Here is a 14,920-nt window from a genome sequence, read left to right as displayed (position 1 = left end):
TGGAACCTGCGCCCGGTCGATCCGGTGCTGGGCACGTTCTCGATCCCGACCTCGCAGTACTACCCGACGCTGGCCGAGGGCACCTGGTCCACCGGCGCCTTCCAGGCGGCCAGCGGCGATCCGTCGGTGACCGTCCTCCCGCTGGCCGGCCAGCAGGGCGTCTGGGATCCGGACGCCGAGGTCTACCGGGCCAACGTCGTCATTCCGCGCTGGCCCGCCAACGTCAAGCCGGCCGCCGGCTCCGACGGCCATGCCGACATCGTCGACGAGGCGATGGGCGTCGTGCACTCGTTCTTCCAGCTGAAACTGGACACCGGCGGCGTCTGGCGCGCCGGGCAGTACGCCTGGGCGCCGCTGGCGGGGCGCGGCTTCGGCGAGCCGGGCCATTACTACATGGGCGCCCGCGCGGTCGGCGTGCCGGCGATCGGCGGGATCATCCGCAAGGCCGAGATCGACGACGGGCTGCCGGCCTACCGCCACGCGCTGGCGATGTCGCTGACCTTCAACGGCCTGAGCGCCACGCTGCCCTACATCTTCCCGGCGACCTCGGCCGACGCGAACGCGGCGACGACCAACACCGGCGGCATCCCCCAGGGGGCGCTGGTGATGCTGCCGGCGGACTTCGACACCGCCACGATCCAGAACCTCAAGCTGCGCAAGGTGGCGGAGACGCTCAAGCGCCACGGCGCCTACGTCGTCGACCGGAACTACGGCACGCCCTACGTGATCTACGTCGAGAACGGCAGCAACTTCAACCTGATGCCGACCGGCTGGGACAACGAGACGGCGACCCAGCTCGACCGCGTCCGCGCGGCCTTGCGCCAGGTGGTGAGCGTGGGCGGCTGGGTCGACGGCAACGGCCAGGCGGTGATCCCGGAGCAGCGGCTGAACCTGCTGTCGATGCGCGGCCAGTGGTCGCTGCAGCGCGGCAGCCCGGCCGGCGTCTTCGAGACCTGGAAGCAGGCGGTGGCCTTCCCGGCCGGCGCGGCGGACGTGGTGCAGGTGAACTACAGCAGCCGCGTGATCAGCACGGTCACCTGGGCGCGGCCGGTCGCCGGCGTGTCCTACAAGCTGACCGCGCGCGCCACCGGCGGCGCCCGGCTGAAGCTGCAGCTGTTCAGCGCCGCGGGCGCGCGGCTGTTCGACAGCGGCGAGCTGGCCGACGGCGAGAGCATCGACTTCGCCTGGCCCGACGGCGCCTCGCTGCGCACCGCGCTGTACGCCTACAGCGGCTCGGCGGGCACGGCCTCGACGGTGGGCGGGACGCTGGTCTCCAACGCGCCGCTGACGCCGATGTCGGGCAAGGTGTTGATGCGATGACGGTCCGCCTCGATCCGCATCTGGACGCGAAAGCCGACGTTCCAGCCGACGCGAACGCCGACGCGCGTCCGGGCGCCTCCCCGGTGTCCGGTCCCTCGGACTGGCGCGCCGACTGGGCGGCCGACCTGGCCCGCTACGGCGGCCGCGCGGCGATGCACCGCGAGCAATCGCTGTGGGCGCTGCGGGTGCACCGTTTCGGGCAGCGGATCGAGGCGATGCCGGCCGGCTTCGGCCGCCGCTGGCGCACCAAGCTCTATTGGCTGCTGTTCCGGGGGGTGGAGACGCTCACCGGCATCAGCCTGCCCAAGGAATGCCGGATCGGGCCCGGGCTGCGGATCTGGCATTTCGGCGGCATCTTCGTCAATCCGGCCACCGTCATCGGTGCGAATTGCACGTTGCGCCAGGGCGTGACGCTGGGCAACCGGGTCGAGGACGGCCCCTGCCCGGTGCTGGAGGACGGCGTCGAGCTCGGCGCCTACGCCCAGGTGCTGGGCGGCGTGCGGCTGGGCGCGGGCTGCAAGGTCGGCGCGATGGCCGTCGTGCTGACCGACGTGCCGCCCGGCGCGACCGCCGTGGGCAACCCGGCACGCGTCTTGCCCCAGGTGGCGCCCCCCGTCGACGCCGCCTCGAGCGCGCCGGCGGGCTCGCCCGGGATCTCGGAAGCGCCCGCGGCGCTGGCGCGGGGCTGACCATGGAAGGACTTCCGACGTGACGATGGAGTGGAATCGACGGCGCTGGTGCGGCGCGGGCCTGGGGCTGACCGCGGGCGTGGCCGCGCCGTGGCTGGACGCGCTGGCGGCCGATGCCGGCGACGCCAAGGACCTGAAGGACGCCAAGGGCCGCCGCCCGCGTTTCGGCACGCTGGAGCGGCCGTTCTCGGCGCAGTCGCCGTGGAACTCGCGGCCGGTCGATCCGGTGCTGGGCGAGGCCCGCATCCCCAAGGACGACTATTACCCGACGATCGAGAACGGCACCTGGTCCACCGGCGTGTTCCTGTGCGGCCCCGACGACAAGCCGCAGCGCGTGCTGGGCCTGGACAAGGCCGGCCTCTGGGACCCGGACGCCGAGGCCCACCAGCCCGAGGTCGTGATCCCGCGCTGGCCCGAGGCGGCGATGCCGTCCAAGGGCTCGGACGGCCACCTGGACCTGGTCGACCCGCAGACCGGCATCGTCCATTCCTTCTTCATGCTCAAGCGCAGCGGCGACGACTGGCGCGCGCAGCAGTACGCCTGGACGCGGCTGGACGGCCGCGGCTGGGGCGACCCGGCGCACTACTTCCAGGGCGCGCGCGCGGCCGGCGTGCCCACGATGGGCGGCCTGATCCGCAAGCACGAGTACGACGACGGCGACACGATGTACCGGCACGCGCTGGCGATGTCGCTGACCTTCTCCGGGCTGCAGGCGCGGCCCAACTACGTGTTCCCGGCGACCTCGGCGGACTCGCAGCCCGAGCGCAACAAGGGCGCGATCCCGGAAGGCGCGCTGCTGATGCTGCCGCCCGACTTCGACGTGTCCAAGCTCAACGACGCCAAGCTGCGCAAGGTGGCCGAGACGCTGAAGGTCTACGGCGGCTACGTCGTCGACCGCAACGTCGGCACGCCCTTCGTCATCTACGCCGAGATCGGCACCGCGCTGAAGCTGCACCCGATGGGCGGCTGGAACAACCAGGTCGCCAGCGACCTGGACCGGCTGCGCTGGAGCCTGCGGCCGGTGCAGTCGACCTCGGGCTTCCTGGACGGCCACGGCCGGCCGGTGGACCTGGCGGCGCCGCAGAACGTGCTGTCGATGCGCGGCGAATGGAAGGCCGAGCGCGGCGACGCCCGCGCCCGCTACGACACCTGGAAGCAGGCGGTGGTGCTGCGCGACGCGCGCGCCGGCGATGTCGTCTTCAACGAAGGCGGCCGCGCGATCACCGCGGTGCACTGGGCCATGCCCAAGGCCGGCCAGGAATGCACGCTGACCGCGCGCGCGTCCAACGCGACGCTGCGCCTGCAGGTCCGCGGCGAGCGCGGCATCGCCTTCGACACCGGCGACCTGGCCGACGGCAAGACCTCGCGCTTGCGCTGGCCCGAGCGCTTCAACGGCGTGCGGCTGATGGTGCGCGCCAGCGCCGGCGGCGACGCCTGGGCGGGCGGCGAGCTGCTGGCGCTCAACGAATGACCCCGATGTCCGAGCAGTCCCCGATCACTCCCGCCACCGCGAGCGCCGGCGCCAACGCCGCCGCGTCCGCGACCTCGGCCGCCGACGGCGCGCCGGCGCGCCACCCGCGCCTGGCCTACCTGGTCAACCACTATCCGAAGGTCAGCCACACCTTCATCCGGCGCGAGATCCTGGCGGTCGAGCGCCAGGGGCTGGAGGTGCTGCGCCTGGCCATCCGCGGCTGGGACGACGACGCGCCCGATCCGGTCGACCAGGCCGAGAAGGCCCGCACCCAATACCTGCTCAAGGACGGCGCCTTCGGCCTGGTCAAGGCGACGCTGGCGCAGGCCACGCGCGCGCCGGGCCGGTTCCTGGCCGCGCTGAAGCTGGCGCTGCGGATGAGCCGCCGCGCCGACCGCCCCTGGCCCTTCCACCTGGTCTACCTGATGGAGGCCTGCGCCGCGCTGCCGGTGCTGCAGCGCGCCGGCATCGAGCACCTGCACATCCACTTCGGCACCAACCCGGCCGAGGTCGGCCTGCTGATCGAGGCGCTGGGCGGTCCCGGCTACTCGATGACGGTGCACGGGCCGGAGGAATTCGACCGCCCCGACTTCCTGCACCTGGGCGACAAGATCCGCGGCGCGCGTTTCGTCGCCGCGATCACCTCGTTCTGCCGCAGCCAGCTCTCGCGCTGGGTCGCCTACACCGAGTGGCCCAAGCTGCGCGTCGTGCACTGCGGGCTGGATCCCGAGTTCCACGCCGTCCAGGCGCCGGCGCCCGCCGGCAAGCGGCTGGTGTGCGTCGGCCGCATGGCCGAGCAGAAGGGCCACCTGCTGCTGGTCGAGGCGGCCGCCGCGGTCGCGCGCCAGGTGCCGGACTTCGAGCTGGTGCTGGCCGGCGACGGCGAGTTGCGCCCGACGATCGAGCGCCGCGTGCGCGAGCTCGGCCTGGAGCGCCAGGTGCGCATCACCGGCTGGATCGACAGCGACACCGTGCGCCGGGAGCTGCTGGCCGCGCGCGCGCTGGTGCTGGCGAGCTTCGCCGAGGGCCTGCCGGTGGTGATCATGGAGGCGATGGCACTGGGCCGGCCCTGCGTCAGCACCTGCATCGCCGGCATCCCGGAACTGATCCGCGACGGCGAGAACGGCTGGCTGCTGCCCGCCGGCGATCCCGAGGCGCTGGCCGAGGCGATGCTCGCCTGCCTGCGGCTGGACGACGCCGAACTGGCGCGGGTCGGCCAGCGCGCGCGGGCCACGGCGCTCGAGCGCCATGACATCGATCGCGAGGCGGCCCGGCTGGTGGCGCTGTTCCAGGAGTACGCGTCGCCGGCCAAGGCCTATTCCCCCCATCGCGCCGCGTCCGGCGCGAAGGAGAACGCGCATGCCTGAGGTGCTGGTCGTGGTGTTGTGGGTCCTGCTGGTCGCGCTGAGCCTGCTGGCGCTGGTGCCGGCGGCGCTGGTGCTGGCGCAGGTGCTGCTGGCGCTGCTGCCGGACCGCCCGATCCCGGAGATGCAGCGCCCGCGCCGCATCGCGGTGATCATGCCGGCGCACAACGAGGGCCGCGGCCTGCGCCCCACGCTGATGCAGGCGCTGGCGCAGCTCGGGCCCGAGGACCGGGTGCTGGTCGTGGCCGACAACTGCGGCGACGACACCGCCGCGCAGGCGCGCGAGTTCGACGTGACCGTGGTCGAGCGCTTCCACGCCACCGAACGCGGCAAGGGCTACGCGCTGGACTTCGGCGTGCGCACGCTCGAGGCGCTGGCGCTCAAGGAGGGCCACGCGCCCGATGTCGTCGTCATCCTGGACGCCGACTGCATGCTCGACCCGAAGCTGCTGCCGCGCATCGCGGCGGTGGCGCACGGCACCGGCCGGCCGGTGCAGGCGACCTACCTGATGGAGGCGGCCAACGACGGCCTGAAGGCGCGGGTCGCGGAGTTCGCGATGCGGGTCAAGAACCTGGTGCGCCCGCGCGGCATGCACCAGATGGGCCTGCCCTGCGGGCTGTACGGCACCGGCATGGCCTTCCCGTGGGAGGTGGCGGTGCAGGCGCCGCTGGCCAGCGGCCACCTGGCCGAGGACATGCAGCTGGGCGTGCGCCTGGCGCAGCTGGGCGCGCCGCCGCTGCTGTGCGAGGACGCGCGGGTGACCAGCGTGTTCGCCAACAGCCAGGAGGGCGAGGCCAGCCAGCGCACCCGCTGGGAGCACGGCCACCTGGCGATGCTGGTGGGCGAGGGCCCGGGGCTGCTGTGGCGCTCGTTGCGCCCGGGCCGCGGCGCGCAGCTGCTGCAGGTGCTGGACATGCTGGTGCCGCCGCTGGCGCTGCTGGCCATGTCGCTGGTCGGATGGACGTGCGTGACCTTGGTCGTGGCCGTGACGGCCGGCTGGGTGGCACCGTTCGTGCTGGCGCTGCTGGCGGTGGCGATGCTCGTCGCGGCGATCGTCGTGGCGCAGCAGCGCTGGGCCGCCGACGTGCTGAGCCTGGGCGAACTGGCGCGCGCGCCGTTCATCCTGCTGGCCAAGATCCCGCTGTACCTGCGCTTCGTGTTCAAGCGCCAGACCGACTGGGTGCGCACCAAGCGCGACACCTGACCCGACCCGATCCCCCATGACGTTCCCCACTCCTTCGACCGCGACCGCCCCCACGCCCGCGACCGCCTCTGGCAAGACCGGCGCGCCCGGCGCGACCGCCGAGCTGCCCACCGTGCGCGTGGACGGGCTGGACTTCGTCGCCAGCACCGTGCCGGCGCTGTCGGCGCACCTGGTCGACGAGGCCCGCGCCGGGCGCGGCGGCTGGGTGGTGACGCCCAACATCGACATCCTGCGGCGCTGGCGCGTGGACGCGAGCTTCCGCGCGCTGGTCGACTCGGCCACGGTGTTCACCGCCGACGGCCGTCCCATCGTCTGGGCCAGCCAGCTGCAGGGCACGCCGCTGCCGGCGCGGCTGACCGGCTCCGACCTGTTCGTGCGGCTGATGGGCGAGGCCCATGCCGCCGGGCTGCGCATCGCGCTGATCGGCGGCAACGAGGGCGCCGCCGAGGCCGCCGCCGCGCGGCTGATCCCGGCCGACGGCACGGACGCGGTGCGCTGCCTGTGCCCGCCGATGGGCTTCGAGCAGCAGCCCGAGGAGATGGCGCGCATCGAGCGGCTGCTGCTGGACTGGCAGCCGCACATCGTCTTCGTCGGCCTGGGTTCGCCCAAGCAGGAGAAGCTGATCGCGCGGCTGCGCCCGCTGGCGCCGCGCGCCTGGTACCTGGGCGTGGGCGTGAGCTTCAGCTTCGTCGCCGGCGACGTGAAGCGGGCGCCGGGCTGGATGCAGCGCTCGGGCCTGGAATGGGTGTTCCGCATGGTGCAGGAGCCGGGCCGGCTGGCGCGGCGCTACCTGGTGGACGGCATCCCGTTCGCCGTCGGCCTGCTGTGGCGGGCGCGCCTGGCGCGCCGCCGGCCGGCGGCCGCGCGCTGAGGGGACGGCCATGATCAGCGTCGTCATCCCGCTCTACAACAAGGAGCACCACATCCTGCGCGCCGTCGAGTCGGTGCTCGCGCAGACCCACGCGGACTTCGAGCTGGTCGTCGTCGACGACGGCTCCAAGGACGGCGGCGCCGCGCTGGTCGAGGCCGTCGCCGACCGGCGCGTGCGGCTGCACCGCCAGCCCAACGCCGGCGTCTCGGCCGCGCGCAACCGCGGCGTGGCGCTGACCTCGGCGCCGCTGATCGCGTTCCTGGACGCCGACGACGCCTGGGAGCCGGACTTCCTGGCCAACGTCCGCGCGCTGGCCGACCGGCACCCCGAGGCGGTGGCGGTGGCGATGAACTACACCGTGGTCGCGCCCGGCGGCGCGCGCTCGCTGGGCGTGGACCCGGCGCGCGCGCCGGCGCAGCTGCTGGACCCGGCGGCCTACTTCCGCATCGGCAAGCACGGCTCGCCGGTGTTCTCGTCGTCGGTGGCGGCGCGGCGCGAGGCGCTGCTCGCCGCGGGCGGCTTCCCCGAGGGCGTGCGCCTGGGCGAGGACATCGACACCTGGCTGCGGCTGCTGTTCCAGGGGCCGGTCGTCTTCGACCCGCGCGCCGGCGGCATGTACTTCAACGACGCCACCAACCGCGCGCTCAACACCCATGCGCCGCCGGCGCGCTACGTGTTCTTCGACACCATCGACCGCTGGACCGCCGCGCATCCGCGCGAGGTCGAGGCGCGCCGCGAGGCCGAGGAGTTCAAGAACTTCTTCCGCCTGCTGCACGCGCACCACCAGATCCGCTGGGGCGACGCGGCGGCCGGCCGCGCGCTGCTGCGCGAGACCCGCACCGAGACCTTCCGCGCCGAGAAGCTGCGGCTGCAGGTGCTCAGCCACGTGCCGCGGGTCTGCTATGACGGTCTTTCGCGCCTGAAGCAGGCGCTGTTCTCTTGACGGGGCGGGCATGAAGGAAAAACTCGCCCGCGGCGTGCTGTGGCTCAGCGGCGCCAAGGTGGTGGTCAACCTGCTGGGGCTGATCAGCACGCTGGTGCTGGCGCGGCTGCTGACGCCGGAGGACTTCGGCCTGGTCGCGATCGCCAACACGCTGATCACGCTGCTGATGGCGATGACCGAGATGTCGCTGTCGGCCGCGCTGATCCACCACCGCGAACCGACCGACGCCCACTTCAGCACCGCCTGGACGATGAACGCGATCCGCGCCGGCGCGATCGCCGCGCTGCTGGCCGGGGCCTCGCCGTTCATCGCCGACTTCTACAAGGACGCGCGGCTGCTGCCGGTGCTGCTGCTGCTGGCGGGCTCGATGTTCCTGACCGGGCTGAACAACCCCAAGCAGGTGGTGCTGACCCGCAAGCTGGAGTTCTGGCAGGAATTCACCGTGCTGGTGTCGCAGAAGCTGGCCGGCTTCTTCATCGGCCTGGCGATGGCGCTGATGTTCCGCAGCTACTGGGCGCTGGTGGCCGGCACGCTGGCCACGCAGCTGACCGGGCTGATCGTGTCGTATTGCGTCGTGCCGTTCCGGCCGCGGCCCACGCTGGCCAAGGTGCGGGAGCTGTGGTCGTTCTCGGCCTGGGTGACGCTGAGCACGATCCTCAACACGCTGAACTGGCGGCTGGACCACCTGCTGATCGGCACCTTCATCAGCCCCAAGGCGCTGGGCACCTACACCGTCGGCGACAACCTGGCCGGCATGCCCACGCGCGAGACGATCGGGCCGCTGGAGCAGGCGCTGTTCCCCGGGCTGCGCCAGGTCACCGACGACCCCGAGCGGCTGCGCCGCACCTACGCCCGCGCGCAGGCGCTGATCACGATGATTGCGCTGCCGGTGGGCTTCAGCGTGGGCGCGCTGGCGCGCCCGCTGGTGGAACTGGTGCTGGGACCGAAGTGGCTGGACGCCGTGCTGATCGTGCAGGTGCTGTCCTGCGTCTTCGCGGTGCAGACGATCAGCTCGGCGGTGCACCCGCTGGCGATGGCCAAGGGCCAGACGCGGATGATGTTCGGCCGGGACGTGTTCGGCTTCTGCATGCGCGTGCCCATCATCCTGGTGGGCATGTGGTGGGCCGGCATGACCGGCATCGTCTTCGGCCGGATGATCTCCGGGACGCTGGGCGTGTTCATCAACGCGACGCTGGTGCGGCGTCTGATCGGGCTGACGATCCGCCAGCAGCTGTTCAACAGCTGGCGCTCGCTGCTCAGCGTGGCGGTCATGTGGACCGCGCTGACGCTGACGGTGCACCACTGGCCGGTGGCCGGCGGCGTGCTGGAGCGCGCCGGCTGGCTCGGCGCGCTGATGCTGGCGGGCTTCGGCACCTACCTGGCGCTGCACCTGGCGCTGTGGTGGGCCGCGGGCAAGCCCGCCGGCGCCGAGCAGGATTTCATCGAACTCGCCGGCAAGGCCGCCGGCAAGCTGGGCAAATTGATTCCGACGGGAAGGGAAGCGACGTGAGCGACGTGACGGACTACAAGCGATTGATCGAGGACCAGGCGGCGCTCGCCGCGCGCGCGCTGTCGCGCTTCGTCCGCCCGGGCCAGGACTTCGCGCTGGTCGATTTCCCCGACCACTACAACGTCGGCGACAGCGCCATCTGGCTGGGCGAGATCGCGCTGTTCAAGCGGCTGCTGGGCAGCGCGCCGAACTACGCCTGCACCGTCGAGAGCTACTCCAAGGAGGCGCTGCGCGCGGCCAGCCCGTCGGGCCCGATCTTCATCCACGGCGGCGGCAACTTCGGCGACATCTATCCGAAGCACCAGGACTTCCGCGTGCGGCTGATGGCCGACTTCCCCGATCGCGAGATCGTGCAGCTGCCGCAGTCGATCAGCTTCAGCGCGCCGGCCGCGGTGACCGCGACCGCCGAGGCGATCGCGCGCCATGGCCGCTTCACGCTGCTGGTGCGCGACCAGCCCAGCCTGAACTTCGCCCGCGAGCACTTCAGCTGCCCGGTGGAGCTGCTGCCCGACATGGCCTTCGGCATGGGGCCGCTGGACAAGCCGGTGTCGCCGCGCACCGGGATCTTCATGCTGCTGCGCGAGGACACCGAGCGCGCCGCCTACGACCGCGCGCCGCTGCTGCGCCATCCCGACGCCGCCGCCGGCGACTGGGTCAGCGAGCCGCAGCGCTTTCACCGCCTGTGCCGCTGGCGCACCCGGCTGGCGATGGCCGGCAAGGGCGGGCTGCATTCGCCGCAGGGCACGCTGGACCTGTACCAGCGCCTGGCCGAGGGCCGCGTGCAGCGCGGGCTGAAGATGCTGGCCTCGGGCCGCGTCGTCGTCACCGACCGGCTGCATGCCCACATCCTGTCCACGATGATGGACATCCCGCACGTGGTGCTGGACAACAGCTACGGCAAGATCGCCGGCTACATGGGCGCCTGGACCGGCCGCTACCCGCAGGTGCGCCGCGCCAAGACCTCGGACGACGTGCTCGCCCACCTCAAGGAATGGGGGCTGTGAGATGAGCGCCGCGCCGACCGCCGCCACGACTCCGATGACGCCCACCGACCTCGACGTCAGCGTCGTCATCTGCACCCGCAACCGCGCCCGGCAACTGGCCGAGGTGCTCGACTCCGCCGCCCAGCTCGAGGTGCCCGAGGGCCTGCGCTGGGAACTGCTGGTCGTGGACAACGGCAGCAGCGACGACACCGAGGCGGTGATCCGCTCCTTCGCCGACCGGCTGCCGGTGCGCTACGCCCGCGAGGACACGCCGGGCCTGTCCAACGCGCGCAACCACGGCGTGCGCGCCGCGCGCGGCCGCTACCTGTGCTGGACCGACGACGACGTGCGCATGGACCGCCGCTGGCTGGCCGCCTACGTCGAGGCCTTCCGCCGCCATCCGGAGGCGGCGATCTTCGGCGGCCGCGTGCTGCCGCGCCTGGAAGGCGGCGGCGCGCCGTCCTGGTTCGTCGAGCAGCACCTGCAATGGCCGATCGCCTGCCCGATGGCCTACCGCGACCTCGGCGGCGAGGAATTGCCGCTGACCTTCACCGGCAACAAGATCCCGTTCGGCGCCAACTTCGCGGTGCGGACCGCGGAGCAGCGCACCGCGCTGTACGACCCCGACCTGGGCGTGTCGCCGACGCACAAGCGCCTGGGCGAGGAGGTCGATTCCTTCTACCGGATGATGAAGGCCGGCGCGACCGGCTGGTGGGTGCCGGGCTCGGCGGTCCACCACCTGATCCCGCCGGGACGCCAGACGGCTTCCTACCTGTTCGAGTACTTCTTCCTGGCCGGCGCGACGACCGGCTACCTGCGCACCCGCTACGGCCTGAAGGACAACTTCATGATCGTGGACGGCCACGTGCCGCAGGACCTGACGATCCCGCGCTGGCACTGCTACCTGCGCAGCGCGCGCCGCTACGTCAACTACCGCCGCGCGCGCCGCCGCGGCGACCTGCGCTGGCTCGGCCAGCTCGCCGACCTGGGCTACTACCTGGGCCTGGGCTCGTACCGCAGCTCGGCCGAGAAGTACTTCATCGGCATGAAGCAGCGCTTCGAGTGAGGACGGCGGCGCGATGACCCGCAAGATCCTGTTCGTCTCGCCGGTGCCGCCGTGGCCGGCCGATTCCGGCGGCGCGCAGCGCAGCTTCCTGCTGTACCAGGCGCTCAAGCGGCTGGGGCAGGTCGACACCGTGCTGATCACCGCCAACGAGATCGCGGACGAGGCCCTGCGGGAGATGCGCGCGCGTTTCGGGCTGAAGGCGGTGCTGCGGCCGCATCCGGGCGGGCTGACGCTGCGCCGGCTGGACCTGGGCTACGGGCCGGTCGGCGTCAACGTGCTGCGGCTCACCCGCTGGCTGCTGCGCAGCCGCTTCACGCTGTACCGCAGCGGCCGGGTCGCCGACGAGGTGGCGCGCCTTGTCCGCGACGAGGGCTACGACCTGGCCGTCGGCCGCTACCTGTGGTCGGTGGTGCAGACCGGCGTGATCGACCTGCTGCCGACCTGGCTCGATTTCGACGACCTGGAGTCCGAGGTCTGGCACAGCCGCGCCGAGGAGGCCGGCCCGCGCCCGCTGAAGGCCTATTACCGCCAGATCGCCGGCAGCTACGCGGCGCGCGAGCGCCAGCTGGCCGCGCGGCTGGCCGGCGGCTGGGTGGCCAAGGCCCGCGACGCGGAGCGGCTGGGCCGCGACGGCCTGGCGGTGCTGCCCAACATCCCGTTCGCCAACTACCCGGCGCCGGCCGCGCCGCTGGCCTACACCGGCGGCGACGCGCTGAACGTGCTCGGCGTCGCGGCCTTCGACTACCGGCCCAACCTGCTGGGCTTCGACTGGTTCGTCACGCAGGTCTGGTCGCGGATCGCGCTGCGTTTCCCGCGGGCGCGGCTGCACCTGGTGGGCAAGCTCACCGACGAGGACGCCCGCGCGCGCTGGACCCGCGTGCCGGGCGTCGTCGTGCACGGCCGGGTGCCGGAGCTGGCGCCGTTCTACGAGCAGGCGCTGTTCACCGTGGCGCCGATCTTCCAGGGCGGGGGCACCAACATCAAGGTGATCGAGGCGCTGGTCTACGGCCGCTGCTGCGTCGGCACGACGCACGCGCTCAAGGGCTTCGAGGGCCTGGACGGCCTGCGCGAGGGCGCCGACGCCCAGGCCTGGCTGGAGCGCTGCGTCGAACTGCTGCAGGCGCCGGCCGAGTGCGTCGCCGCCGGCCTGGCGGCCGCCCCGGGCGCGGCGGCGCGGTTCTCGTTCGGCGGCTTCTCGGACGCCGTCCGGCAAGCCTTGGGGCCGGAAAACGGGAATCCGTCCGTTGCCGCTGTTGCATCCCCCGGGGGCGCGGGGGCCCCGCAGGCGTCAGGAATCCGTTAGGCTCGCGCCTCGGTCGCGCATGGTGCGCGATCAGAACGGATCGGCCGCGCCGCAAGCGCCCGGTCCCGGTGCACAAAAAGCAGTCTTCTCAGGGAGGCCGCCCCCCGCGAGGGCCGGGCGGAACCGGCGATGCACAACGAGCCAGCGCGGCCCACCGTGTCCGTCATCATTCCCGCGTACAACGCGGCGAAACACATCGCCAAGGCGGTCGACAGCGTGCTGGCGCAGACCCGGCCGGTCGACCAGGTGATCGTCGTCAACGACGGCTCGACCGACGCGACCGCGACGGTGCTGGCCGGCTACGGCGACCGCATCGAGGTCATCTCCATCCCCAACGGCGGCGTGTCCAACGCCCGCAACACCGGCCTGCGCGCCGCGCGCGGCGACCTGATCGCGCTGCTGGACGCGGACGACCTGTGGTCCGTGGAGAAGATCGAACGCCAGGTGCGCGTCTTCGCCCAGCACCCCGGCGTCGAGTTCACCTGCTGCAACTTCCTGTCGGTCGACCTCGGCCGGCAGCTCACGCACAACCGCTTCGAACTGCTGGAGGCGCGCCTGGGGCCCTTCACGGACCGCGTGCTGCCGCGCCCGGCGGGCCGGCTGCTGGAATGCAACGTCGTGGGCACCTGCTCGAACGTGATGTTCACGCGCTCGCTGCTCGACCGCGTCGGCCCCTTCGACACCAGCCTGCGCCAGGCCGAGGACTTCGAGCTCTGGCTGCGCATGGCGCTGGCCACGGATTTCTTCCTCCAGTCCGACGTGCTGATGGAGAAGGTGGACCACGGCGCCAACCTGACCAGCCGCTGGGACGAGACGCTGCGCTACCACGAGCAGGCGGTGCTGCGCTTCCATGAGCGGCACGCCGCCGCCTTCGCCGCCGATCCGGCGCTGGAGCGCGCGCACCGCCGCGGCCTGGCCGACGTCCGCTACGAGCTGGCCGGCATCCTGTTCGCCAAGGGCCGCCGGGCCGAGGGCTTCGCCGCGCTGCGCCAGGCCTGGGCGCCAGAGCGCTCGCCGGCCAATGCCGCCCGGATCGCCAAGCGCGCGCTGCGCCGGCTACTGCTGCGCGATGACAGGCGTGCGACGGTCGACACGCCGCAGGCCGGCCAGACACAGGCCCCTGGATGAGCGGGGACTCCGGCTCGGCATCGACGCCGGGCTGATGGAGAATCGGCGCCGTTTCTCGATCGGGATCGACCGGATCCCATCTCGACCTCACCGCGGGGAGTGCGCTTGAAAGTTCTAGTGACCGGGGCCGCCGGCTTCATCGGCATGCATGTCAGCCAGATCCTGCTGGCGCGTGGCGATCAGGTCGTCGGCCTGGACAACCTCAACGACTACTACGACCCGAAGCTCAAGCAGGCGCGGCTGGCGCGGCTGAGCGGCCAACCGGGCTTCGAGTTCGTCCAGATGGACGTCGCCGACCGGGTCGGCATCCCCGAGCTGTTCGAGCGGCACCGCTTCGACCGCGTCGTGCACCTGGCCGCGCAGGCCGGGGTGCGCTACTCGCTGGTGAACCCGCATGCCTACATCGACGCCAACATCGTCGGCTTCACCAACATCCTCGAGGGCTGCCGCCACACCGGCGTGAAGCACCTGGCCTACGCGTCCAGCTCCAGCGTCTACGGCGGCAACACGCTGATGCCGTTCAGCGAGCACCACGGCGTCGACCACCCGGTCAGCCTGTACGCCGCGACCAAGAAGGCCAACGAGCTGATGGCGCACACCTACAGCCACCTGTTCGGCCTGCCCACGACGGGGCTGCGCTTCTTCACCGTCTACGGACCCTGGGGCCGGCCGGACATGGCGCTGTTCCTGTTCACCAAGGCGATCCTGGCCAACGAGCCGATCAAGGTGTTCAACCACGGCCGGATGATCCGCGACTTCACCTACATCGACGACATCGCCGAGGGCGTCGTGCGGGTGCTGGACCGCACCGCGACGGCCGACCCGGCCTACGACCCGGTGACTGCGGATCCGGCGCGCTCCAACGCGCCGTACCGCGTCTTCAACATCGGCAACCACGACCCGATCCCGCTGATGGACTTCATCGGCGCGATCGAGCAGGCGGTCGGCCGCGAGGCGGTCAAGGAGTTCCTGCCGCTGCAGGACGGCGACGTGCCGGCCACGCATGCCGACGTCGAGGAGCTGGCCGCGTGGACCGGCTTCCGCCCGGCGATGCCGGTGCCCGAGGGC

At 72.4% G+C, this 14,920-nt stretch carries 13 protein-coding genes; all 13 read left to right on the top strand.

Going from position 1 to position 14,920, the window contains the following annotated elements; genetic code table 11:
* Positions 1-1,320: Atrophin-1 multi-domain protein (locus N5D62_RS27595; protein ID WP_279761290.1), on the top strand; the 1,320-nt coding region annotated here is incomplete at its 5' end.
* Between the two features lie 152 nt (positions 1,321-1,472).
* A complete protein-coding gene (locus tag N5D62_RS27590; protein WP_279761291.1) occupies positions 1,473-2,009 on the top strand; it encodes a serine acetyltransferase in 537 nt (178 codons plus the stop codon).
* Positions 2,010-2,034: 25 nt separating this feature from the next.
* Positions 2,035-3,480 carry an Atrophin-1 multi-domain protein gene (locus N5D62_RS27585; RefSeq protein ID WP_279761289.1) on the top strand — a complete coding sequence of 482 codons (1,446 nt, stop codon included), beginning with the start codon at positions 2,035-2,037 and terminating at the stop codon, positions 3,478-3,480.
* Positions 3,481-3,485: 5 nt separating this feature from the next.
* Positions 3,486-4,847, top strand: coding sequence for a glycosyltransferase family 4 protein (locus N5D62_RS27580; protein ID WP_279761288.1), 1,362 nt, complete (start codon positions 3,486-3,488; stop codon positions 4,845-4,847).
* Positions 4,840-6,048: a glycosyltransferase family 2 protein gene (locus N5D62_RS27575; protein ID WP_279761287.1), complete on the top strand. Its 1,209-nt coding sequence runs from the start codon at positions 4,840-4,842 to the stop codon at positions 6,046-6,048. Before N5D62_RS27580 ends, N5D62_RS27575 begins: the two co-directional genes overlap by 8 nt.
* Before the next feature lie 16 nt (positions 6,049-6,064).
* Positions 6,065-6,919: a WecB/TagA/CpsF family glycosyltransferase gene (locus tag N5D62_RS27570; RefSeq protein ID WP_279761286.1), complete on the top strand. Its 855-nt coding sequence runs from the start codon at positions 6,065-6,067 to the stop codon at positions 6,917-6,919.
* Positions 6,920-6,929: 10 nt separating this feature from the next.
* Complete coding sequence (locus N5D62_RS27565) at positions 6,930-7,862, top strand: glycosyltransferase family A protein (protein WP_279761285.1); 933 nt, start codon at positions 6,930-6,932, stop codon at positions 7,860-7,862.
* 10 nt (positions 7,863-7,872) lie between these two features.
* The gene (locus N5D62_RS27560; protein ID WP_279761284.1) at positions 7,873-9,372 is read left to right on the top strand and encodes a lipopolysaccharide biosynthesis protein; all 1,500 of its coding nucleotides are present in this window, start codon (positions 7,873-7,875) and stop codon (positions 9,370-9,372) included.
* Positions 9,369-10,376 (top strand): polysaccharide pyruvyl transferase family protein, encoded by a 1,008-nt coding sequence (locus N5D62_RS27555; RefSeq protein ID WP_279761283.1) that lies wholly within the window; start codon positions 9,369-9,371, stop codon positions 10,374-10,376. The genes N5D62_RS27560 and N5D62_RS27555 overlap by 4 nt, the downstream gene beginning before the upstream one ends.
* A 1-nt stretch (position 10,377) precedes the next feature.
* Complete coding sequence (locus N5D62_RS27550; RefSeq protein WP_279761282.1) at positions 10,378-11,421, top strand: glycosyltransferase; 1,044 nt, start codon at positions 10,378-10,380, stop codon at positions 11,419-11,421.
* 13 nt (positions 11,422-11,434) lie between these two features.
* A complete protein-coding gene (locus tag N5D62_RS27545) occupies positions 11,435-12,724 on the top strand; it encodes a glycosyltransferase family 4 protein (protein ID WP_279761281.1) in 1,290 nt (429 codons plus the stop codon).
* A gap of 129 nt (positions 12,725-12,853) precedes the next feature.
* Positions 12,854-13,852 carry a glycosyltransferase gene (locus N5D62_RS27540; RefSeq protein ID WP_279761280.1) on the top strand — a complete coding sequence of 333 codons (999 nt, stop codon included), beginning with the start codon at positions 12,854-12,856 and terminating at the stop codon, positions 13,850-13,852.
* A 105-nt stretch (positions 13,853-13,957) separates the two neighbouring features.
* Positions 13,958-14,920, top strand: a 963-nt coding sequence (locus N5D62_RS27535) for an NAD-dependent epimerase (protein ID WP_279761279.1), incomplete at its 3' end; no start/stop codon positions are given.

The organism is Mitsuaria sp. GD03876 (assembly GCF_029840635.1).
Classification (GTDB): Bacteria; Pseudomonadota; Gammaproteobacteria; order Burkholderiales; family Burkholderiaceae_C; genus Roseateles.
Note: the sequence above shows the minus strand (reverse complement) of the source record. Positions and strands in the feature narration are given on the sequence as shown.